This window comes from Streptomyces sp. CNQ329 (assembly GCF_000482585.1).
In genome coordinates, this window is record NZ_AXVU01000006.1 from 166,002 (window position 1) to 186,137 (window position 20,136).

18 protein-coding genes are annotated in these 20,136 nt (G+C 73.5%); 9 read left to right on the forward strand and 9 right to left on the reverse strand.

The window, feature by feature from the left end; translation table 11 throughout:
• Positions 1-12 precede the first annotated feature (12 nt).
• The 3 genes from I003_RS31570 (at position 13) to I003_RS0105980 (ending at position 2,717) form a co-directional block, all read left to right on the forward strand.
• The gene (locus I003_RS31570; protein ID WP_078563773.1) at positions 13-585 is read left to right on the forward strand and encodes a hypothetical protein; all 573 of its coding nucleotides are present in this window, start codon (positions 13-15) and stop codon (positions 583-585) included.
• 64 nt (positions 586-649) lie between these two features.
• Positions 650-1,387, forward strand: coding sequence for a hypothetical protein (locus tag I003_RS0105975; RefSeq protein WP_027770678.1), 738 nt, complete (start codon positions 650-652; stop codon positions 1,385-1,387).
• A 55-nt stretch (positions 1,388-1,442) separates the two neighbouring features.
• Entirely contained in the window at positions 1,443-2,717 is a 1,275-nt protein-coding gene (locus I003_RS0105980) for a lytic transglycosylase domain-containing protein (protein WP_486584105.1), read from the forward strand.
• Between the two features lie 73 nt (positions 2,718-2,790).
• Here I003_RS0105980 and I003_RS0105985 read toward each other — a convergent pair whose 3' ends face one another.
• A complete protein-coding gene (locus I003_RS0105985; protein WP_027770680.1) occupies positions 2,791-3,219 on the reverse strand; it encodes an OsmC family protein in 429 nt (142 codons plus the stop codon).
• Between the two features lie 208 nt (positions 3,220-3,427).
• Here I003_RS0105985 and I003_RS0105990 point away from each other — a divergent pair, with 208 nt between their 5' ends.
• The gene (locus I003_RS0105990) at positions 3,428-4,090 is read left to right on the forward strand and encodes a TetR/AcrR family transcriptional regulator (RefSeq protein ID WP_027770681.1); all 663 of its coding nucleotides are present in this window, start codon (positions 3,428-3,430) and stop codon (positions 4,088-4,090) included.
• 134 nt (positions 4,091-4,224) lie between these two features.
• Positions 4,225-5,745 carry an MFS transporter gene (locus I003_RS0105995; RefSeq protein WP_051368114.1) on the forward strand — a complete coding sequence of 507 codons (1,521 nt, stop codon included), beginning with the start codon at positions 4,225-4,227 and terminating at the stop codon, positions 5,743-5,745.
• A 124-nt stretch (positions 5,746-5,869) separates the two neighbouring features.
• On the opposite strand, the gene I003_RS0106000 is transcribed toward I003_RS0105995, so the two are convergent.
• A complete protein-coding gene (locus I003_RS0106000; RefSeq protein ID WP_027770683.1) occupies positions 5,870-6,991 on the reverse strand; it encodes a questin oxidase family protein in 1,122 nt (373 codons plus the stop codon).
• Between the two features lie 465 nt (positions 6,992-7,456).
• Between I003_RS0106000 and I003_RS0106005 the strand changes: the two genes are divergently transcribed.
• Together I003_RS0106005 and I003_RS0106010 are read left to right on the forward strand one after the other, a co-directional pair.
• Positions 7,457-8,476 (forward strand): sigma-70 family RNA polymerase sigma factor, encoded by a 1,020-nt coding sequence (locus tag I003_RS0106005; protein WP_027770684.1) that lies wholly within the window; start codon positions 7,457-7,459, stop codon positions 8,474-8,476.
• Positions 8,477-8,688: 212 nt separating this feature from the next.
• Positions 8,689-9,633, forward strand: a complete 945-nt coding sequence (locus I003_RS0106010) for an alpha-lytic protease prodomain-containing protein (protein ID WP_027770685.1) — start codon at positions 8,689-8,691, stop codon at positions 9,631-9,633.
• A 72-nt stretch (positions 9,634-9,705) separates the two neighbouring features.
• Here I003_RS0106010 and I003_RS0106015 read toward each other — a convergent pair whose 3' ends face one another.
• A complete protein-coding gene (locus I003_RS0106015; RefSeq protein ID WP_027770686.1) occupies positions 9,706-10,806 on the reverse strand; it encodes a P1 family peptidase in 1,101 nt (366 codons plus the stop codon).
• Between I003_RS0106015 and I003_RS36735 the strand changes: the two genes are divergently transcribed.
• Positions 10,759-11,088, forward strand: a complete 330-nt coding sequence (locus I003_RS36735) for a hypothetical protein (protein ID WP_486584106.1) — start codon at positions 10,759-10,761, stop codon at positions 11,086-11,088. The genes I003_RS0106015 and I003_RS36735 overlap by 48 nt on opposite strands.
• Positions 11,089-11,135: 47 nt before the next feature.
• Here the strand turns inward: I003_RS36735 and mscL are convergent, their stop codons facing one another.
• The 6 genes from mscL to I003_RS0106050 all read right to left on the reverse strand — a co-directional run bounded on the left by mscL (position 11,136) and on the right by I003_RS0106050 (position 17,242).
• Positions 11,136-11,645, reverse strand: a complete 510-nt coding sequence (gene mscL, locus I003_RS0106025; protein WP_027770687.1) for a large conductance mechanosensitive channel protein MscL — start codon at positions 11,643-11,645, stop codon at positions 11,136-11,138.
• 114 nt (positions 11,646-11,759) lie between these two features.
• Entirely contained in the window at positions 11,760-12,590 is an 831-nt protein-coding gene (locus I003_RS0106030; RefSeq protein WP_486584110.1) for a hypothetical protein, read from the reverse strand.
• Positions 12,591-12,735: 145 nt separating this feature from the next.
• Positions 12,736-13,584 carry an S-methyl-5'-thioadenosine phosphorylase gene (locus I003_RS0106035; protein WP_027770689.1) on the reverse strand — a complete coding sequence of 283 codons (849 nt, stop codon included), beginning with the start codon at positions 13,582-13,584 and terminating at the stop codon, positions 12,736-12,738.
• 36 nt (positions 13,585-13,620) lie between these two features.
• Positions 13,621-13,995: an FmdB family zinc ribbon protein gene (locus tag I003_RS34535; protein WP_037720166.1), complete on the reverse strand. Its 375-nt coding sequence runs from the start codon at positions 13,993-13,995 to the stop codon at positions 13,621-13,623.
• A gap of 67 nt (positions 13,996-14,062) precedes the next feature.
• Complete coding sequence (locus tag I003_RS0106045; RefSeq protein WP_199784237.1) at positions 14,063-15,391, reverse strand: MFS transporter; 1,329 nt, start codon at positions 15,389-15,391, stop codon at positions 14,063-14,065.
• A gap of 348 nt (positions 15,392-15,739) precedes the next feature.
• The gene (locus tag I003_RS0106050) at positions 15,740-17,242 is read right to left on the reverse strand and encodes a potassium/proton antiporter (protein ID WP_027770720.1); all 1,503 of its coding nucleotides are present in this window, start codon (positions 17,240-17,242) and stop codon (positions 15,740-15,742) included.
• A 156-nt stretch (positions 17,243-17,398) separates the two neighbouring features.
• Between I003_RS0106050 and I003_RS0106055 the strand changes: the two genes are divergently transcribed.
• Positions 17,399-20,113 carry a penicillin acylase family protein gene (locus I003_RS0106055; RefSeq protein ID WP_027770692.1) on the forward strand — a complete coding sequence of 905 codons (2,715 nt, stop codon included), beginning with the start codon at positions 17,399-17,401 and terminating at the stop codon, positions 20,111-20,113.
• The last annotated feature ends 23 nt before the right edge of the window (positions 20,114-20,136 follow it).

A 20,136-nucleotide genomic window follows, 5' to 3' on the forward strand; every position in this document is an offset into this window, starting at 1 on the left:
GGGCGGATCGACGTGAGCCTGAGGAAGAACCCCCTGCTGGCGATGGCCCTGGTCGCGGCGGCGCTGGCGGCGGTGCTCGCGGCGTGGGCCGGCACCTCCTGGTACGCGGCCGCGAACGACGACGCCGCGGACTTCGCGGCCAGCCGGGACGACGCCCTGGCCGCCGCCCGGCAGGCCGTGACGAACCTCAACACCCTCGACCACCGCGAGCTGGACGAGGGCCTGGACCGCTGGGAGGCGTCCGCCACCGGCGAACTCCTCGCCCAACTGCAGCAGGGGCGCGAGGGGTTCGAGAAGGAGGTGCGCAAGGCCAAGACGGTGACCACGGCCGAGGTGCTGTCGGCGGCGCTGACCGAGCTGGACGACCGGGCCGGCCGGGCGGACGTGCTGGTCGCGGTCCGTATCACGGTCACCGCGCCCGGGGAGAAGCCGCAGGCCAAGGAGAGCCGGATGCTCGGCGAGGTGACCCGCACCGGCGACGGCTGGAAGCTCAGTGCCCTCGGGCAGGCCCCGGCGGGGAACTCCGCGGGCGGGGACGGGAGCGCGGAGCCGGGCGCGGGCTCCGGCCAGGGCGCCGACCAGTGATCGGGCCCGGACTCGGGCCGGGCCGGCGAAGCCGGACAGTGAACTTCCGGAGAGGACCGCACAGATGTCGACCACCCGCCACCTGATCAACCGGCGCCGCCGCACCGCGACCCCCGCCGGGGAGCCGCCGTCGGCGGCCCGGCGGCAGTCCGCGTCCGCCGTACGGACCAGGACCAGACCCCGGCCCGCGGCCCGGCCCGCCGAGCCCGCCGGAAAGCAGAGCCCGGCGCCGGCCCGCCGGCCGCGGCCCGCCGCCGGGCCCGGCACCGCGCCCGGCACCGCGTCCGCGGCGCCGCCGCGCGGCGGGCGGCTCGCCGCCGCACTGGGCGCCGCCGCCGTGCTGCTCGGCTGCTTCGCGGCCTTCGCCGCCGTGCAGGCGAGCCGGTCCGACGACCCGGCGGCCGGGAACTCGGCGCTCGTGGACGCCCCGCTGACCAGCGAGGTCAAGGGCGGCGTCGGCGAGGCGGTGGAGGCGGTGTTCTCGGTCGACTACACCGATCTCGACGAGAACCGGCAGGCGGCCCGTGCGTACCTCACCGGCAAAGCCGTCGGGCAGCACCGGCGGATGCTCGCGGACGTCCGCGAGCAGGCCCCGTCCCACAAGCTCGTCCTCACCACCACCGTGACCGACTCGGCGGTGGAGCTGGCCGGTGACGACGCGGCCCGCGTGCTGGTCTTCGCCGACCAGCGCAACACCCGTACGGACACGGACGAGACGTCGTACGGCGCCGCGATGGTCGCGGTGGACGCGGTGAAGGACGGCGACAGGTGGCGGATCTCGAACATCGACACCTTCGGCTGACGGCACCGCACCCCGCAACCACCGCACGACTCGACTTCCGCCGGGAGGCAGGCCCATGGCACGTGGCAGGATGCGGCACAGCGTGGCGACGGCGGCGCTGGCGGCGGCGGCGATGGTCGCCCTGACCGCCTCGCAGGCCCCGGGCGACGAGACGGCCGGCCGCGAGGCCGGCGGCGGGGCCGGTGACCGGCTCGCCACCGCGCCCGTGCTGCCGCCCGGTACACCCGGCGACGGCCAGTACCACACCGAGATACCGCCGTTGCAGGGCATGGATCCGGTCGTCGGCACGCAGCCGACGCCGCCCGCCGTGATCGAGCGGCAGTCGGGCATCCCGGCGACCGTGCTCGCCGCGTACCGGAACGCGGAGCGCCGGCTCGCGGCCGACGACCCCGGCTGCGGGCTTCCGTGGGAACTGCTGGCCGCCATCGGCAAGGTGGAGTCCGGCCACGCCCGCGGCGGCGCCGTCGACGCGGACGGCACCACCGTGACCCCGATCCTGGGGCCGGTGCTCGACGGCAACGGCTTCGCGCACATCTCCGACACCGACGGCGGCCGGTACGACGGCGACACCGGCTACGACCGGGCCGTGGGGCCGATGCAGTTCATCCCCTCGACCTGGGCGGGATGGGCGGCGGACGGCAACGGCGACGGACGCTCCGACCCGAACAACGTCTACGACGCCACGCTGGCGGCCGGCCACTACCTGTGCGCGGGCGCGCGGGATCTGACGGTGCAGGCGGATCTGCACCGGGCGATCCTCAGCTACAACTACTCGCGGGACTACCTCACCACCGTGCTGGCCTGGCTCGGGTTCTACCGCTCGGGCGTGCACGCCGTGCCGGACGGTACGGGCGTGCTGCCCGCCAGCTCCGGCGCGGGCAACCCCCGCTCCGTACCGGAGAAGGGAAGCCGCAAGGCGCCGGACGGATCGGACGGGCCCGGTGGCGGCATCGTCGTGGGGCCGAGGCCGGACCCGTCGGACGGCGGTTCGGGGAGTACGGGCGGCGGATCGGGCGATCCGGGCGACTCCGGCTCCGGTGGCTCCGGCGATCCGGGGGACACGGGCGACCCGGGCGGTGACTCCGGCGGCGGCGAGCCGAGTCCGGGCCCCAGCCCCAGCCCCGGCGACCCGGGCGACAGCGGCGGCTCCGGTGACCCGGGCGGCGAGCCCGGCGGCGGCACGGGCGATCCGGACCCCGGCGACAGTTGCTCCGCCGACCCGGGCGAGTCGCCCTCGCCCAGCCCCGACGACCCGGGTGACCCCGACGACCCCGGCGCGTCGCCGTGCCCGGACGACTCCGCCTCGCCGGACCCGTCGGGCACGGACTGACGGGTCGCTCCCGGCTTCCCGCCCGGCCCGCGCCGGGACACGGGCCGGGCGGGAGAATGCCTGCGGAGCCGGCTCAGACCAGCGTGGCGTTGAGGGTGATGTTCTTGACGCCCGCCAGCGCCTGGCTCACCGGGCAGTTCTTCTTGGCGTCCTCGGCGGCGGCCTGGAAGTCCTCCTCGGACAGCCCCGGCACCGTCGCGCGCACCGTCAGCACGATGCCGGTGATGCCCTCGCCGGGCTGGAAGGTCACGTCGGCGCTGGTGTCGAGGGACTCGACCGTGTGGCCCTTGCCGGCCAGGCCGTGCGAGAAGGCCATGGAGTAGCACGCCGAGTGCGCCGCCGCGATCAGCTCCTCGGGGCTGGTCTTGCCGCCGGGCTCGGCGGAGCGGGCCGGCCAGCTCACGTCGTAGGTGCCGATCTTGGAGGACTCGAGGGCGACGGTCCCCTTGCCCTCGAGCAGGTTGCCCTCCCAGTGGGTCTTCGCGGTGCGGGTGGTTGCCATGGCGGTCTGCCTCCGAGTCTGGAGCGAAAGACGGTACGTGCCCCAAGTTATCGGTGCCGGGGCGCCCGGGTGCGTCCGGGCCGCGGCCCGGGGCCCGCGTGGCGCAGATCACAGCAGGGCCGGGAAATAGCGGGGAGTGCTTCCCCGTTTAGCTGGTGTCCGAAGAAAACCGGGGAGTGATTCCCCGGAAGCCGCCAGGGAGGCAACGATGGGCACGGGCAGGAGCAGCACGCTCCCCGACCAGCGGCAGTCGCGTATGCGCGCCGACGCCTCCCGCAACCGTGAACGGATCATCGGCGCCGCCCGCGAGGCGTTCGTGGAGTGGGGGCCGGAGGTCCCGCTCGACGAGATCGCCCGCCGCGCCGGCGTCGGCAACGCGACGGTCTACCGGCACTTCGCCGACCGCCGCGAACTGATCCTCCAGGTGACCCTGGAATCCATGCGCCGCATCGCGGAGCTGGCGGAGGCCGCGCTCGCCGAGGACACCGAGGCGTTCGAGGCGCTGCGGGACTTCGTGCACCGGGGCGCCGACGAGCGGATGGGGTCGCTGTGCCCGGTGCTCGCCGACAGCTTCGACCACACGGTGACCGAGGTGACCGAAACGCGGAACCGGCTGGAGACCGCGCTGGAGAACCTGTTGGCGCGGGCCCGCGCCGAGGGCACGCTCCGGGCGGACGTGGGCATCGGCGACCTGATGGTCGCGCTCGCCCAGCTCACCCGGCCGCTGCCCGGTCTGGAGTGCGGTGTGGGGTTCGACACGTATATGCACCGGCACCTGGATCTCTTCGTCGACGGGCTGATGAGTCCGGCCAGGTCAACGCTGTCCGGCAGCGCCGCGACGCTGGAGTCCCTGAAGCAGAGGGGCACGTAAATGAGGTGATCAGCGAGCGGTGAGTCTGTTCTGATCACCGAGTCTCCTCTCCTTCCGGGCCCTGTGCGGTGATGGACACCGGCCCGTCCGATTCGTACCAAGATCAACCCTGAACTCGAATGGTGGGTACCCCCATGCCAGAAACGGCACTGCAGCCTGATCCGAGGCGCTGGAAAGCCCTCGCGTTCATCGCTGTGGCCCAGTTGATGGTCGTCCTCGACGCGACCATCGTGAACATCGCGCTGCCCTCCGCGCAGGAGGACCTCGGCATCTCCGACGGCAACCGCCAGTGGGTCATCACGGCCTACGCGCTCGCCTTCGGCGGCCTGCTGCTCTTCGGCGGCCGCATCGCCGACCTCTGGGGCCGCAAGCGCACCTTCATCACCGGCCTCATCGGCTTCGCGGTCGCCTCCGCGCTCGGCGGCGCCGCGACCGGGCAGGCCATGATGTTCGGCGCCCGCGCGCTGCAGGGCGTCTTCGGCGCACTGCTCGCGCCCGCCGCGCTGTCGCTGCTCGCCGTCCTCTTCACCGAGGGCAAGGAGCGCGCCAAGGCGTTCGGCATCTACGGTGCCATCGCCGGTGGCGGCGGCGCCGTCGGGCTGATACTCGGCGGTGTCCTGACCGAGTACCTGGACTGGCGGTGGACGTTCTTCGTGAACATCCCGTTCGCCATCGTCGCCGTGCTCGGCGCGCTGTACTCCATCCACGAGCCGTCCGGCAGCCGGAACCGCTCGTCGCTCGACATCCCGGGCGTGGTGCTGGCGACCACCGGTCTGGTGGCGCTGGTGTACGGCTTCACCCGGGCCGAGTCGCACGGCTGGAGCGACACCCTGACGCTGGTCATGTTCGTCGCGTCCGTGGTGCTGCTGGCCGCGTTCGTGGCGGTGGAGTCGCGGGTCAAGGCCCCGCTGCTGCCGCTGCGCGTCGTGCTCGACCGCAACCGCGGCGGCGTCTACCTCTCGCTCGGCCTCGCGGTCATCGCGATGTTCGGCGTCTTCCTGTTCCTCACCTACTACCTGCAGGTCGTGAAGGGCTACAGCCCGGTCAGGTCCGGACTGGCGTTCCTGCCGATGGTCGCGGGCATGATCGCCGGCTCGACCCAGATCGGCGCCCGGCTGATGACCCGTGTGCAGCCGCGGCTGCTGCTGGTGCCGGGCTTCCTCACGGGCGCCCTCGGGATGCTGCTGCTGGCTCAGATCGAGCCCGGCAGCTCGTACCCCGTGGTCGTCCTGCCCGGTCTCGTGCTGCTGGGCCTGGGCCTGGGCACGGCGTTCATGCCGGCCATGTCCCTGGCCACCTACGGCGTCGAGCCGCGCGACTCCGGCATCGCCTCGGCGATGGTCAACACCTCGCAGCAGGTGGGCGGCGCCATCGGCACCGCGCTCCTGAACACGATCGCCGCCAGTGCCACGACCGGCTGGATCTCCTCGCACGCCTCCGAGGCCCGCACCCTGGGCCGCGAGGGCTTCGCGAACTCCGCGGCCGTGCACGGCTACTCGACGGCGATCTGGTGGGCGGTCGGCATCCTGCTGGTCTCCGCGACCCTCGCGTACGTCCTGGTCAACGCCCGGGCCCAGTCGGGACACGAGGTCTCCGGCGACGGCAAGGACGTGGGCGCGGCGGACGAGGCGCAGGCGCCGGTGATGGTCCACTGACCGCGCTGACGCACTGACTCAAAGGAGAGTTCAGGGCTGAGCGAAGGCCCCTTTCCGTTCCTCGCGGGACGGGAAGGGGCCTTTGCCGCGCCGCGCGTCGGCGGCGGAAGGCCGTGGGTAGGTGTCAGAACGCCGGGTCGATGAGCGCGACGGACTGCAGCGCGGCCACGCGCGCGGTGTCGTCCCCGACGTCGAGCGCGGTGTCGACGAACTTGATCGTGTGTTCGTCGCCGTGCGCCGCCGCCCGGGTCAGCAGTTCGTCCGCCGTCGCCGCGGCGTCCCCGGCCGGTGGGGCCGGGATGCGCTCCGGCGGCAGCGGGGCGGCCGGTCCGTACGCGGCGGTGACGGCGGCGCTCGCCGCCCACGCGGCGGCGTAGCTGGGGATCCACAGGTCGCGGGGGAGCGCGGGCAGCGCGCGGAGCACCGCGTTCGGGGCGGTGGCGGCGTGCACCAGCATCACCGGTTCGCCGTGACCGTACGCCGCGTAGCGGTGGACCGCGGCCCGTACCAGCCCGGCCAGCGCCTCGCGGGCCTCCTCGGGGGTGCGCGCCGGGGCCAGGGCGCTCACCGCCGCCGGCCAGCCGGGCGCCGACTCCTCGGTGAGCTGCGCCAGCCGCTCGCGGATGCCGCCGGCCTGCGCGGGCACGGCGGGCACGGCGGCCAGCGCGGCGTCCGGTGCCGCGGTGCCGGCGGGGACGGGAGCGCTGGGCAGGCGGGCGTAGCGGGCGGCCCAGTAGCCGAGGGCGTGCGCCAGCTCGGTGACGCGGGGGCCGCCGGGGGCCCGGCCGGCGGCCTCGGTGTCCTGGAGGGTCCGTACGGCATGACCCGCGCGGATCACGGTGTGCGTGGCGGCGCCGGCCAGGCCGGGCAGCAGTCGCGGCCACCATGCGGCCAGCACCTCGCGCCACGGGCGGGCCTCCAGCTCGCGCGCGAAGTACGCCGGCCAGTCCCCGAGCCGCGCCGGGTCGCCCAGCGCGTCCCGCCACGCGGCGGGGTCGATGGGCCGGGACTGCGGCGGCATGTCCTCCAGCTTGTCGCGGTAACGGTCCAGCCAGCGGTGCACGGTCGCCGCCCGGTCGCCGTGCACCAGAACCTCGACGGCCATCGGTGCGTGGTTGGTCAGCCAGCCCTGCCGCTCCGGGCCCGCGGCGTGCAGCCGCTCCAGGGCCTCGTCGAGTACCCCGCTGTCGTCCTGATCGCTGCCCCGGCCCGTCGTCGTACGCGCGTCCTCACGGCTCGTCTCCATGGCGGCGACGCTACGTCCGCCGCCACCGGTCCGTAACGGCCGTCGGCCCTAGGACCTCCCTGGGTCTGCGGGCCCAGGCGACTCACCCGCGAGGTCCGGCCGCGGAAGCAACCGGAAGGCCGCGCACGCCGTCTTCACGGGGGAGGGCCGGCCCGGAGCGGTGCCGCCCAGGGGGGAGGGTCACGATGCCGGATGTGACGGACGTCTCACGATCCCGCGACGGCCGGCGCCGACTCAGGACGCCGCCGGTGGTTACCCGCCCCACCTGACCAGGCTGTCACCGGCCCGTCCGGCACCCCGTACGGGCGCGGTGCCTGCCGTGAGGTGGGGCAGGATACTGCAAGATCACGAAAATCGGTGCACGCGAGGGGAATTCTGTCCTGATTCCCGTCGTTGGACCAGGTGGAACGGACACACCCGGTAGGTCGGACTATCGGTGAGGAACTCACTCGCAAGGGAGCACGCATGGCAACCCGTGCCGTCGCCCGCCGCCAGGCCGAGACCTCGGCCGGCGCGGCAAGCAGCGCCCGCGGCGCTCGCGGCAAGAGCGGCGAGATCGCCGACCGCGACCTCGTCGGGATGTACCTCGACGAGATCGCCAGGACGCCGTTGCTCGACGCCGCGAAGGAAGTCGAACTCTCCCTGGACATCGAGGCCGGAGTCTACGCCGGGAAGCTGCTCGCCGGCGAGGCGAAGCCCGAGGCGGTGGACGCGCCGAGCGCGTCGGCGGACCGCGAGGAACTCGAAGCGATCGTCGCCCAGGGCGAGCGGGCCAAGGACCTTTTCATCCGCTCGAACCTTCGCCTGGTCGTCGCCGTGGCCCGCCGCTACCCGCGCAGCGGACTGCCGCTCCTCGACCTGATCCAGGAGGGGAACGCCGGCCTGGTGCGCGCCGTCGAGAAGTTCGACTACAAGAAGGGCTTCAAGTTCTCCACGTATGCGACGTGGTGGATCCGTCAGGCCATCACCCGCTCCATCGCCGACCAGTCCCGGACGATCCGGCTGCCCGTCCACCTCGTGGAGGAGCTGGGCCGCATCCGGCGGGTCCAGCGCGAGTTCAACCGTGAGCACGGCCGCGAGCCGGAGCCCGCGGAGGTCGCGGCGGAGCTGGGTTCGACGCCCGAGCGCGTGACGGACGTCCTGGACTGGGCCCGTGATCCGGTCAGCCTCAACATGTCGGTGGACGACGAGGGCGAGACCCAGTTCGGCGACCTGCTGGAGGACACCGGCGCGGACTCGCCGGAGGACTCCGTGCTGGTGATGATGCGCCGCGAGGAGCTGGAAGACCTCATCGGCCGGCTGGAGCCGCGTACGGCGTCGATCATCAAGGCGCGGTACGGCATCGAGGACGGCCGCGAGCGCACACTGACCGAGGTCGGCAAGCAGCACGGCCTGACGCGCGAGCGGATCCGCCAGATCGAGAAGCACGCGCTGGTCGAACTGAAGAAGCTCGCCCGCGACACGGGCTTCGAATCCGCGGCCTGACGCCGCATCCCGAACCGCCCCCGGTGTCTCCCCCCGGCGCCGGGGGCTTCTCCGTGCCCGGAACCCGCCCCGCCTGCCGGCTCGCCGACGGCGGGCGGGCCGGCTGACGGGTGGCCTGAAGGCGGTCTTGGCAACGCCGTCTGCGATGCGAAGCTGTTTGTCAGGGACATGATGTCCGGTCCCTTCCGTTCCCGGCCCCCGTGGAGGACAACGTGAGCACCAGGCGCACCAACCCCCTCAGACGTACCGTCCGGCGTTTACGGCGGCCCGCGACCGCCCTGACCGCTCTGGCCGTGCTCGCCCTCCCCGCCGTACTGGGGCTGGGCGGCCCGCAGGCGGCGCAGGCCCAGCAGCGGACGTTCAGCGCCACCGAGCTGGCGGCGGCGGGCGACGCCGTCCTCGCCGCCGACATCGCCGGGACGGCCTGGGGCGTCGACCGGGCGACCGGCACCGTCCTGGTCACGGTGGACGAGCGGGTGTCGGCCGCCGAGATAGCCGCGCTGCGCAGGAGCGCGGGCGCGCAGGCCGACGCCCTCACCTTCGAGCGCACCACCGGCACCTTCCGGCCGCACCTCCAGGGCGGCGAGCCGGTCTGGAGCAGCGCCGGCCGCTGCACCGTCGGCTTCAACGTACGGGCCGGCAGCGCCGATTACTTCGTGACCGCGGGCCACTGCACCCTGGGCTCCCCCACCTGGTACACGAACTCGTCCTTCACCACGGTCGTCGGCCCCACCGCGGGGAGCAGTTTCCCGGGCAACGACTACGGCATCGTCCGGTACACCAACACCGCGGTGCCCCGGCCCGGCACGGTCAACTGCGACGGCACCATCATCGACATCACCGGCCCCGCGAACGCCGGCGTCGGCCAGACGATCTGGATGGCCGGCAGCACCAGTGGCTGCCACAGCGGCGCCGTCACCGGCCTCAACGCCACCGTCAACTACGGCGACGGGATCGTCAGCGGTCTCATACGCACCAACCTCTGCAGCGAGCCCGGCGACAGCGGCGCCCCGGTGTTCATCCGCACCGGGGACGGCACGACGGGGCTGGCCGTCGGGGTGCTCTCGGGCGGCTCCGGCAACTGCGCCGCGGGGGGCACGTCCTTCGTCCAGCCGATCAACGAGATCCTCGCCGCCTACGGCGCCGTCCTCACCTGAACCGGCCCCGCCCGGCCGCCCGTCACCGGGCGGCCGGGCGGGACCGCGGCGCCGCGGGCGACGGCGCGGACGTCACGGGGCGGTGCCGTAGAGATCGCCGTACGACGGGAAGACGCCGCCCGCGCCGTCGACGCTCTCGGCGGCGCGGAGCGCCTTGGCCATGGCGCGGGTCAGGACGTCCGCCCCGGCCGCGAACACCTCGTTGAGCGCGCCGGCTTCCTGGTGCACCGCGAACGCCGGGTCGGCGGCGGCCTCGTCCGGGGGCAGCAGCGGGCGGGCTCCGGTGGCCAGAGCGAACACCGTGTCCCCGTCGGAGAGCAGGTGCGCGGGCCGTACGGCCCGCGCCAGACCGTCGTGGGCACAACCGGCCATTTTCTGCGCCTGTGCCGTGCCGAGCGCCGCGTCCGTGGCGACGACGGCCAGCGTGGTGTTCAGCGGCGGCCGGGCCGAGGCGGCGAAACGCCGCGCCGTCTCCACCCGCGCCGCCGCCAGCCGCCGCGACGCGGCGGTGTGCGTCTTCTCCGCGGGCAGGCCGTCCGCCGCGCCGGCATCGCCGTACAGCTCGGCGTAGAGCGCGCCGGTGGCCGGATCGAGGGCGGAGCCGGCCGCGTTGACGACGGCCAGCGCGGCGACCGTGGTGCCCGACGGAAGCACGACGCTCGCCGAGCCGACCCCGCCCTTGACCGCCCCGCACACCGCGCCCGTGCCCGCGCCGACGTTGCCCTGGCCGACCGCGGCGCCGGGTGCGGAGGATGCCGCCGCGGCGGCGGCCTCCCGGCCCATCGCGGCGTCCGGGCGCGCCCGGAAGTCGCCGCCGCGGCCCAGGTCGAACAGGGCCGCGGCCGGCACCACCGGCACCACCTGCGCCGGGTCGGGACCCACCCGGAAGCCGCGGCCCTGCTCCTCCAGCCAGGCCATGACGCCGTCCGCGGCGGCCAGCCCGTACGCGCTGCCGCCCGTGAGCACCACCGCCTCCACCCGCTGCACGATGGTGCGCGGGTCGAGAGCGTCGGTCTCCCGCGTGCCGGGCCCGCCACCGCGGACGTCCACGGAGGCCACGGCCCCGCCCTCGGGAGCGAGTACCACCGTCGTCCCGGTCAGCCAGCCGTCCCCGGTCCGCGACGCATGCCCGACGCGCACCCCCGCCACATCCGTGATCGCGTCCACGCCCATGCACCGCACCCTAGCCGCGCCCACCGCCCCGGACCCGGCACCACAGCCCGGGCGGCCACCGCACCGCCCGCCGCCTCGCCACCCCGGCCCCCCCCATGGGGCCCGCCACGTACCCTGGGGTCCATGAGTACCGAGCCCGAGAACCCGCTCGTCTTCGACGATCCGCTGGCGCAGCCGAGCCGGGACGACACCGACGAGGGCTGGGGGGAGCGGCCGGCCGCCGAGGGGAGCGCCGCCGACCTGGCCCGCTTCCTTGACGAGAAGCCGCCCCATCACCTCTGACCCGCACGGGTCCGCCACCTCCGCCGCTCCCGGGCGTCCGCCCGCGGCTATCTCTGGGTCGGCAGCGTGCCGCCGTCGCGGCGCGGCGCCGAGCCGTTCCGCTGGGCCACCAGCTCGTCGCGGATCTGCGTCAGCAGCTCGATCTCCGTGACCACCACGGGCTCTGCCACCGGCGCCTTCGCCGCCTGCCGCTCCCTGAGCCTGTTCATCGGCAGGATCATCGCGAAATACACGACGGCCGCCGTCATCACGAACGTCAGCGTGGCGCTCAGCACGGGGCCCCACAGGATCGCGACGCCCTTGGTGACCTCGCCTTCCGGGCTCTTCGTGCAGACATCGCTGAAGCAGGAGTGGTACTTGTCGAGGTTCTTCGAGCCGAAGATGGCGACGATGGGGTTGATGACGCCCTTCACCACCGCGTTCACGATGTTCGTGAAGGCAGCGCCGACGACGACGGCGACCGCGAGCTCCATCACGTTCCCGCGCATCACGAACTGCTTGAACCCGGCGATGACGCCCTGTTTGTCCGAGGTGCTCCCGGCGTCCTGCGTGCTCAATGCCCTTCCTCGCTTCACTCTCGACTGGTGGGCCGACCCAGCAAGGTATGGCAGAGATACGGAAGGATTGTCCACTCTCCTTGCCCGCGTCGGTGACGATCCGCAAAACCGCCGTCATCGCAGCGTCACCGCCAGCCGCCCGCCGGCCGCCGCACCGGCCAGCGCCGCGGCCACGGACCGCGGCACGGCCACCACCACCAGCGCCCCGTCGCCCCCGTCCGTCAACCCCGGTGCTCCCGACGGCCATTGCCCCTCCGGCAGCCCCGGCGCCGCGGCCTCGTCCGGCGCCTGTATCGACTCCGGCGCCCCGGCCGCCCCCGTTGTCTCCGCCCCCGTCGCGTCCGTATTCCGGTCCGCGTGCGGCGCCTTCGCCGCGCCCGGAATCTCCGCCACCCGCGCGGCCCGTGCCACGACCCGCGCCGGGCCGCCGTCCTCACCCCCGACGGCCAGCACGTCCACCACGTCGCCCGGCTTCAGCAGCCCGGCCACCCCGGCGTCCGCGATCCGCACCGGCGCCAGCACCTCCGCATCCCCGGCCCGCCCCTCGGCGGCCGAGCCTTCGGCAGCGCCGGGAACGCCGCTTTCCGGCCCGCCCGGCGACGCGGCGGGCGGCGTGCCTCCCGCGTCGCTGCACGGCGCCGCGGCCAGCGCCGCCGCCGCCATCGCGAGCGAGGCGGCCAGCAGCCGCCGCCGCATCACCACCGCCCGCCGTAGCCTGGCCCCGCGCCCCGGGCACAGCGGCTCGAACCCGGGCACCTCCCGCGGTGGCGGCGCGCCGCGCGGCAGCGGACGCGGTCCCGCCGCGAAGCCGCCGCCCCCGCGGGAAGCCACCGCCCCGGGCCGGCCGTCGCCGCCGGCGCCCGCCTTGTCGCGGCGATGGTCCGGGCCGGCGCCGGGGGGACGGGGCGGAGAGGGTGCGGAGAGGGTGCGGGCCGGGCCGGACATGGCGGTCACCACCAGTTCGTGACGAGTCGATCGCGTTCCGTGACGCCCTCGACTCTGCCCGACCCCGGCCCTCCCCGCTCCGGCCTGTGGATAACTCCCCGGTTGTGGATAACTCTGCCGTCATCCGGCCGGCGCCCCCGGCGCCCTACGGCAGCTCGATCCCCGGGTCCATCCCCGCCAGCGCCCCCGTGCACAAGCAGTCCCGGTCCGCCGTCGCCGGCAGCCGCCCCACCGCGTCGAAGAGCACCTCCCGCAGACGCCCCACGTTGGCGGCGAAGACCTCCAGCACCTCTTCGTGCGAGACCCCCTCGCCCGCCTCGGCGCCCGCGTCGAGGTCTGTCACCAGGGTCATCGACGTGTAGCAGAGTTCGAGTTCGCGGGCGAGTGCCGCCTCCGGGTGCCCGGTCATCCCGACCACGGCCCACCCCTGCGCCCGGTGCCACAGCGATTCCGCCCGCGTGGAGAACCGCGGCCCCTCGATGACGACGAGCGTCCCTCCGTCGACCGCCGGCCAGCCGCCCTCCTGCGCCGCCTTCAGCGCGGCCCGGCGCCCCGTCGGGCAGTACGGGTCGGCGAGGCTCACGTGCACGACGTTCGGCGTGGCGCCGTCGGGCAGTTGCCGGCCGTCGTAGTACGTCTGCATGCGCGACTTCGTCCGGTCCACCATCTGATCCGGCACGAGCAGCGTGCCCGGCCCGTGCTCCGGCTGCAGCCCGCCCACGGCGCACGGCCCCAGGACCTGCCGTACGCCCAGGGACCGCAACGCCCACAGGTTGGCGCGATAGTTGATCCGGTGCGGCGGCAGGTGGTGCTTGCGGCCGTGCCGGGGGAGGAACGCGACGCTCCGCCCCGCGATCTCGCCGAGGAACAGGGAGTCGCTCGGCGGTCCGTACGGTGTCTCGACGGCGATCTCCGTGACGTCCTCAAGGAACGAGTAGAACCCCGAGCCCCCGATGACGCCGATCTCTGCCTGTACTGCCGCTTCCTCAGCCATGCCGCAACGATAACCGTGCGGCCCCACCGCCGGCTTTCAGGCCGCCGAGGTCCCGCTGGAGGACGTGGCCGACTTGGACGACGAGGACGAAGACGACGAAGAAGACGAGCTCGACGAGGAAGACGACGAGTCCGAAGAAGAGGAAGAAGACGAGGACGACGAAGCCGACGACTCCGAACCCTTCTTCTCTCCCGACCCGGATCCGCCCGACTTCGATCCGCCGGAACCCGAGCCGCTGCGGCTGTCCGTCCGGTAGAACCCGGAGCCCTTGAAGACGACGCCGACCGCGGAGAACACCTTGCGGAGCCGCCCCTGGCAGGCGGGGCACACCGTCAGCGGCTCGTCGGTGAACTTCTGCACCGCTTCGAGGCCCTCGCCGCATTCGGTGCACTGGTACTGGTAGGTCGGCACGTGCTTCCTCCTGGCACTCTCAACTGGTGAGTGCTAACGACGCTTCATCATGCAGCATTCCCGCCCGTCAGTCCACCGGCGCGGGAACGGGGCGGCCGTCACCACGGACCGTGATCGCTCCGTGGCCGTCCGGAGACCGCAGCTTCCCCCGGAGCAGCAGCAGTGTGGCGCACGCCAGCGCGGTCGCCGTCAGCGGCACGAGAAACCCGGCCGCCGCGCCCGTGCCGTCGACCAGCCGGCCGGCCGCCACCGTCGCGGTGGCCTGCCCCAGGGCGACGGCGCCCGTCAGCCAGGTGAACGCCTCCGTCCGCGCCTGACCGGGCACCAGCGCGTCCGCCAGGGTGAAGCCCGTGATCAGCGCGGGCGCGACGCACACGCCGACCGCCAGACCCAGACCTGCGAGCGCCGCCGCGGACTCCAGCCCGGCCACCGCCCACAGCCCGGACGCGCTCGCGACCAGCAGCGGGTACGCCACGAGCAGCCGCCGTCGCGCCGGGCCGCGCCACTGGATCATGCCGAAGACCAGGCCGGCGAGCATGTTGCCGGCGGCGAAGACCCCGTACAGGACCCCGCTGAGCCCGGGGCGGCCGATCGACTCGCTGAACGCCGTCAGCGAGACCTGCATGCCGCCGAAGACCGCGCCGACGCCGAAGAACACCGCGACCAGCACCGGCAGTGCCGGCGCCCGCAGCGCGGACGCGCGCCGCCCCCGCCGCCGGTCCCTGCGGTCCCCACCGGCCACCGGCGGCGCCGTCCGCCGCTGCGCGGCGAACAGCAGCCCGCCGGTCAGTGCCAGCACCCCCTCCGCCACCAGCCCCGCCGCCGGATGCACCCCCGTGCACAGCGCCGCGGTGAGCGCCGGCCCGACGACGAACGTGAACTCGTCCGTCACCGACTCGAACGCCGTCGCCGTGTGCTGCAACGGGGTGCGCGGATCCGGTCCGGCGGCGAAGAGATGCGACCAGCGGGCCCGCACCATCGGCCCGATCTGCGGTATGAACCCGCCCGTCGGCACCGCCGCGGCCACCAGCGCCCACCCCGGCGCGCCCGCCAGCGCGAGCACGCTCAGCAAGGCCACCGCGGCGGCGTGCAGCAGCACGCTCGGCAGCAGGACCGCGGGCTGCCCGAAGCGGTCCGCGAGCTTGCCGCCGACGGGGGCGCAGAGCGCCATGGACAGCCCCGCCGCGGCGGCCACCGCGCCGGCCAGGGCGTACGAGCCGGAGCTGTGCTCCACCAGCAGCACGATGCCCATCGGCAGCATCGCGAACGGCTGACGGGCCGCGAAGCCGGGGAGGACGAAGCTCCGGGCGCCGGGCAGACGCAGCAACCGGCGGTAACCGGGGCGCGCACCGGCGCCGCCGTCGCCTCCGGCCGGCCCCGGGGGCGCACCGGGCATGCCGGACGCACCGGAGGCCGGATCCGGGGGCGCACCGGGCATGCCGGACGCACCGGAGGCCGGATCCGGGGGCGAATCGGAGGGAGATCCCGAAGGCGGAGGCTGAGGCGGGCGCGACACGGCCCGGTCCTTCCTGCTGCCTGGTGGTGCGCCGACCGCGCCGTTCAGGCGCGGCCCGCCCCGCCCGGGACCGGGCGGCGAGCGAGTCCGCCGGAACGCACCGAGGACCGTCCGCTGTACGCGCCCGCCGGGCGCGCCGGCCCTGCATCAGACAGAGACATGTTCCTGCGATTCCCCCGCGACCCTACCGAACCCCGCGGCCGGAGCCCGGTGGCCGCGGACTCCGGCCTACCCCGCCTCCCGGTCGCCCGGCGCCAGCCACCGCGCCAGCTTGCCGCCCCGGCCCACGTCCCGCAGCCGCTGCTCCGCCGCGTCGCGCACCTCGTCCGTCGTCACCACCAGCAGCTCGTCCCCCCGCCGCAGGATGTCCGTGGGCGACGGCACGAAGCTGGTCCCGTCCCGGACGACCAGCGTCACCGCCGCACCCGGGGGCAGCCGCAGCTCGCCGACCTCCACCCCGTGCATCCGGGAGCGCTCCGGCACCGACAGCGACAGCAGGTGCCCCCGCACCCGTTCCAGCGGCGCCGACTCGATGCCCAGGTCGAACGCCCCGTCACGGTCCCCGAGCCGCAGCAGCCGCGCCACCAGCGGTAGCGTCGGCCCCTGTACCACCGTGTAGACGATGACGAGCACGAAGACCATGTTGAAGATGCGGCCGGAGTCGGGGACGTCGTTCACCATCGGGATGGTCGCCAGGATGATCGGCACCGCGCCGCGCAGCCCGGCCCACGACATCAGCGCCTGTTCCCGCCAGGGAGTCCGGAACGGCAGCAGGCCCACGATCACCGAGGTCGGCCGGGCCACCGTGGTCAGCACCAGCCCGATGATCACCGCGGGCAGGATGTCCTGGCCCAGTTCGTGCGGCGTCACCAGCAGCCCGAGCAGGACGAACATCCCGATCTGCGCGAGCCAGCCCACCCCGTCGGCGAAGCCGCGGGTGGCCGACCAGTGCGGCAACTTCGCGTTGCCGAGGACCATTCCCGCCAGATAGACCGCGAGGAAGCCGCTGCCGTGCGCCAGGGAGCCCACGGCGTACGCGACGATGGTGAGGGACATCACCGCGATCGGGTAGAGACCGGAGGCCGGCAGCGCCACGTGCCGCAGCGCCAGGGCGCCCAGCCAGCCGATGGTCAGCCCGAGCGCCGCCCCGATGGCAAGCTGCAGCAGGATCTCGCCCAGGAGGATGTACCAGGACTCGATGGGCCCGGAGGCGGAGAAGGCGACGACCAGGATGACCACGGGCGCGTCGTTGAACCCGGACTCGGCCTCCATCACGCCCGTGATCCGCTTGGGCAGCGGCACCCTGCGCAGCACGGAGAAGACCGCGGCGGCGTCGGTGGAGGAGACGACGGCACCCATGATGAGCGCCACCTTCCACTCCAGGCCGACCAGATAGTGCGCGCCCGCCGCCGTCACGCCGACGCTGATCGCGACGCCCACGGTGGACAGCACGGCCGCGGAGGGCAGCGCGGGTTTGATCTCACTCCACTTCGTGCCGAGGCCGCCCTCGGCGAGGATCAGGGCGAGTGCTGCGTAACCGAGGACCTGGGTGAGTTCGGCGTCGTCGAAGTTGTAGCCGAACAGGCCGTCCTCGCCGACGAGGACGCCGATGCCCATGTACAGCAGGAGGCTCGGCAGACCGCTCCGGGACGCGAGCCGGACCGCCGCGACCGCGACCAGCAGAACCAGGGCGGCGATGAGCGCGAGCTTGTTGAGTTCCTCGACTGACAGCTTTCTCCCTCTCGTCTTTTCTTCCTTGACGGAGATTTTACCTTGAGTGTCCGTCCGCCTGCCGCTTCCGGGACAGCCAAGGGGCCGTACGGGGCCTCTTGACCGGCCGCCTAAGGTTGCTCCAGCAAGTGCTCCGCTGGCTCCAGAAGGACAGGCATGCCCGTCAACGAGAACGGCCGCACGGCAGGCAAGAGGCGCCGCCTCATCTACGTCGCGATCGGGCTCGCCGCCGTGCTGGTTCTGGGCGTCGGCGCCGCCGCGTTCTGGACCGTCAGCACGGTGCGCGACTCCTTCCCCCAGACCACCGGATCGCTCAAACTGCCCGGTCTGGTCTCGCCGGTCACGGTCAAGCGCGACGCCCGCGGGGTACCGACGCTCTACGGGGACACCGCCGAGGACCTCTTCAGGGCGCAGGGCTTCGTGCACGCGCAGGACCGCTTCTGGGAGATGGACGTCCGCCGCCACATGACGTCGGGCCGGCTCTCGGAGATGTTCGGCAAGGACCAGGTCGAGACCGACGAGTTCCTGCGCACGCTGGGCTGGCGGCAGGTGGCGCAGAAGGAGTACGACGACAAGCTCTCCGCCGAGACCAAGAAGTACCTGCTGGCCTACGCCGACGGGGTCAACGCCTACCTCGCGGACCACAGCGGCTCCAGCCTGTCCGTGGAGTACGCCGCCCTGGGGTTCGTCAACGACTACGAGCCGGAGAAGTGGACCCCCGTCGACTCCGTCGCCTGGCTGAAGGCGATGGCCTGGGACCTGCGGGCGAACGTCGAGGACGAGATCGACCGCTCGCTGCTCTCCCAGCGCTTCGACGAGGACGAGATCGCCGACCTGTACCCGCCGTACCCGTACAAGCGCAACAAGCCCATCGTGGAGGGCGGCTCCGCGAGCACCGACGGCTTCATACCGAAGAGCGCCGGCGGGGCGCAGGGCGTGCAGGGGGCGCAGAACACCTACGGTGCCGCCTCCGCGGGCCTCAGCGGCCAGATGGGCTCGCTGGCGAAGACCATGGACGACATCCCCGCACTCCTCGGCCCCAGCGGCAGCGGCATCGGCTCCAACTCCTGGGTGGTCTCCGGCGATCTGACCACCACCGAGAAGCCGCTGCTCGCCAACGACCCGCACCTGTCCGCGCAGCTCCCCTCCGTCTGGTACCAGATGGGCCTGCAGTGCACCAGGGTCAGCGACGACTGCCCCTACGAGGTCAGCGGCTTCACCTTCTCCGGCATGCCGGGCGTGGTCATAGGCCACAACGCCGACATCTCCTGGGGGCTGACCAACCTGGGCGCCGACGTCGCCGACCTGTATCTGGAGAAGGTCGAGGACGACGGCTATCTGTACGACGGCAGGACACGCGAGTTCGGCACCCGCGAGGAGCTGATCAAGGTCGCGGGGGGCGACGACAAACGCATCACCGTACGCACCACGCGCAACGGACCCGTGATCTCGGACCGCAGCGACGAGCTGGCAGAGGTGGGCAAGGAAGCCCCCGTGGGCAACTCCGCGCCCGACCGCGGCGACGGCTACGCCGTCTCGCTGCGCTGGACCGCCCTGGAGCCGTCCAGCACCATGGACGCCGTCTTCGGCATCAACAAGGCGGCGGACTTCGAGGAGTTCCGCGACGCCGCCCGCGACTTCGCCGTGCCCTCGCAGAACCTCGTCTACGCCGACACCGAGGGCAACATCGGCTACCAGGCGCCCGGCAAGATCCCGCGGCGCGGCAGCGGCGACGGCAGCCTGCCGGCGCCCGGCTGGGACCCGGCGTACGCCTGGGACGGCTACATCCCGTTCGACGATCTGCCGTGGGAGCTCAACCCCGACCGCGGCTACGTCGTCACCGCCAACCAGGCCGTCGTCGACGAGAACGCCTACCCGTACCTGCTGACCACCGACCCCGGCTACGGCGCCCGCAGCAAGCGCATTGCGGACCTCATCGAGGAGAAGACCAAGGACGGCGGGAAGATCTCCCCCGACGACATGCGCACCCTGCAGCTCGACAACCACAGCGAGATCGCCGAACTCCTCACCCCGCTGCTGCTGGACATCGAGATCGACGACCCGATGGTGCGCGAGGCCCAGGACCTGCTGAAGGACTGGGACTACAGCCAGGACACCGACTCCTCCGCCGCCGCGTACTTCAACGCGGTCTTCCGCAGCATCCTCAAGCTCTCCTTCGGCGACAAGATGCCCAAGGAGCTGCGCCCGGAGGGTGAGTGCCTGCACGTGCCGCCCGCCAACCCCGCGGCCGACCCCGACGGTCCGGCCACCGTGCGCGAGTGCGGCGAGCGCGACGCGGACGCGGCCCAGCCGGACGGCGGCGACCGGTGGTTCGAGGTCGTCCGGAGCATCCTCAAGGACGAGGACAACCGCTGGTGGAAGACCACCGGCAGCGACGGCGAGCCCCTCGACGAGAACCGCGACGAAGTGTTCGAGCACGCCATGAACGACGCCCGCTGGGAGCTGACCGCCGAGCTGGGCAAGGACATCGACACCTGGTCCTGGGGCCGGCTGCACCAACTGATGCTGCGCAACCAGACGCTGGGCACCGAGGGACCGGGCGTCGTGCAGTGGCTGCTCAACCGCGGCCCGTGGAACCTCAGCGGCGGCGAGGCGGCCGTCAACGCCACCGGCTGGAACGCGGCGGGCGGATACGACGTGCTGTGGGTTCCGTCGATGCGGATGGTGGTGGACCTGGCGGACCTCGACGCCTCCGGCTGGGTCAACCTCTCCGGCGCCTCCGGGCACGCCTTCCACCCGAACTACACGGACCAGACGACGGCGTGGGCCAAGGGCGAGCTGTACGAGTGGCCGTTCTCGGCCAAGGCGGTGCAGGAGGCCGCGAAGGACACGATGACGCTGTCGCCGTGAGGTGTACGGGCCGGGTGGCTGTG

Bases quoted from the DNA above. Each gene is read 5' to 3' on its own strand.
- I003_RS0106015 (WP_027770686.1), bottom strand. From the start codon at position 10,806: ATGGGCGTGGACGCGATCACGGATGTGGCGGGGGTGCGCGTCGGGCAT.
- I003_RS0105985 (WP_027770680.1), bottom strand. From the start codon at position 3,219: ATGGCAACCACCCGCACCGCGAAGACCCACTGGGAGGGCAACCTGCTC.
- I003_RS0106055 (WP_027770692.1), top strand. From the start codon at position 17,399: ATGCCCGTCAACGAGAACGGCCGCACGGCAGGCAAGAGGCGCCGCCTC.
- I003_RS0106000 (WP_027770683.1), bottom strand. From the start codon at position 6,991: ATGGAGACGAGCCGTGAGGACGCGCGTACGACGACGGGCCGGGGCAGC.
- I003_RS0106045 (WP_199784237.1), bottom strand. From the start codon at position 15,391: ATGCCCGGTGCGCCCCCGGGGCCGGCCGGAGGCGACGGCGGCGCCGGT.
- I003_RS0106030 (WP_486584110.1), bottom strand. From the start codon at position 12,590: ATGTCCGGCCCGGCCCGCACCCTCTCCGCACCCTCTCCGCCCCGTCCC.
- I003_RS0105990 (WP_027770681.1), top strand. From the start codon at position 3,428: ATGGGCACGGGCAGGAGCAGCACGCTCCCCGACCAGCGGCAGTCGCGT.
- I003_RS36735 (WP_486584106.1), top strand. From the start codon at position 10,759: ATGCCCGACGCGCACCCCCGCCACATCCGTGATCGCGTCCACGCCCAT.
- I003_RS0106035 (WP_027770689.1), bottom strand. From the start codon at position 13,584: ATGGCTGAGGAAGCGGCAGTACAGGCAGAGATCGGCGTCATCGGGGGC.
- I003_RS0106005 (WP_027770684.1), top strand. From the start codon at position 7,457: ATGGCAACCCGTGCCGTCGCCCGCCGCCAGGCCGAGACCTCGGCCGGC.
- I003_RS0105975 (WP_027770678.1), top strand. From the start codon at position 650: ATGTCGACCACCCGCCACCTGATCAACCGGCGCCGCCGCACCGCGACC.
- I003_RS0105980 (WP_486584105.1), top strand. From the start codon at position 1,443: ATGGCACGTGGCAGGATGCGGCACAGCGTGGCGACGGCGGCGCTGGCG.
- I003_RS0105995 (WP_051368114.1), top strand. From the start codon at position 4,225: ATGCCAGAAACGGCACTGCAGCCTGATCCGAGGCGCTGGAAAGCCCTC.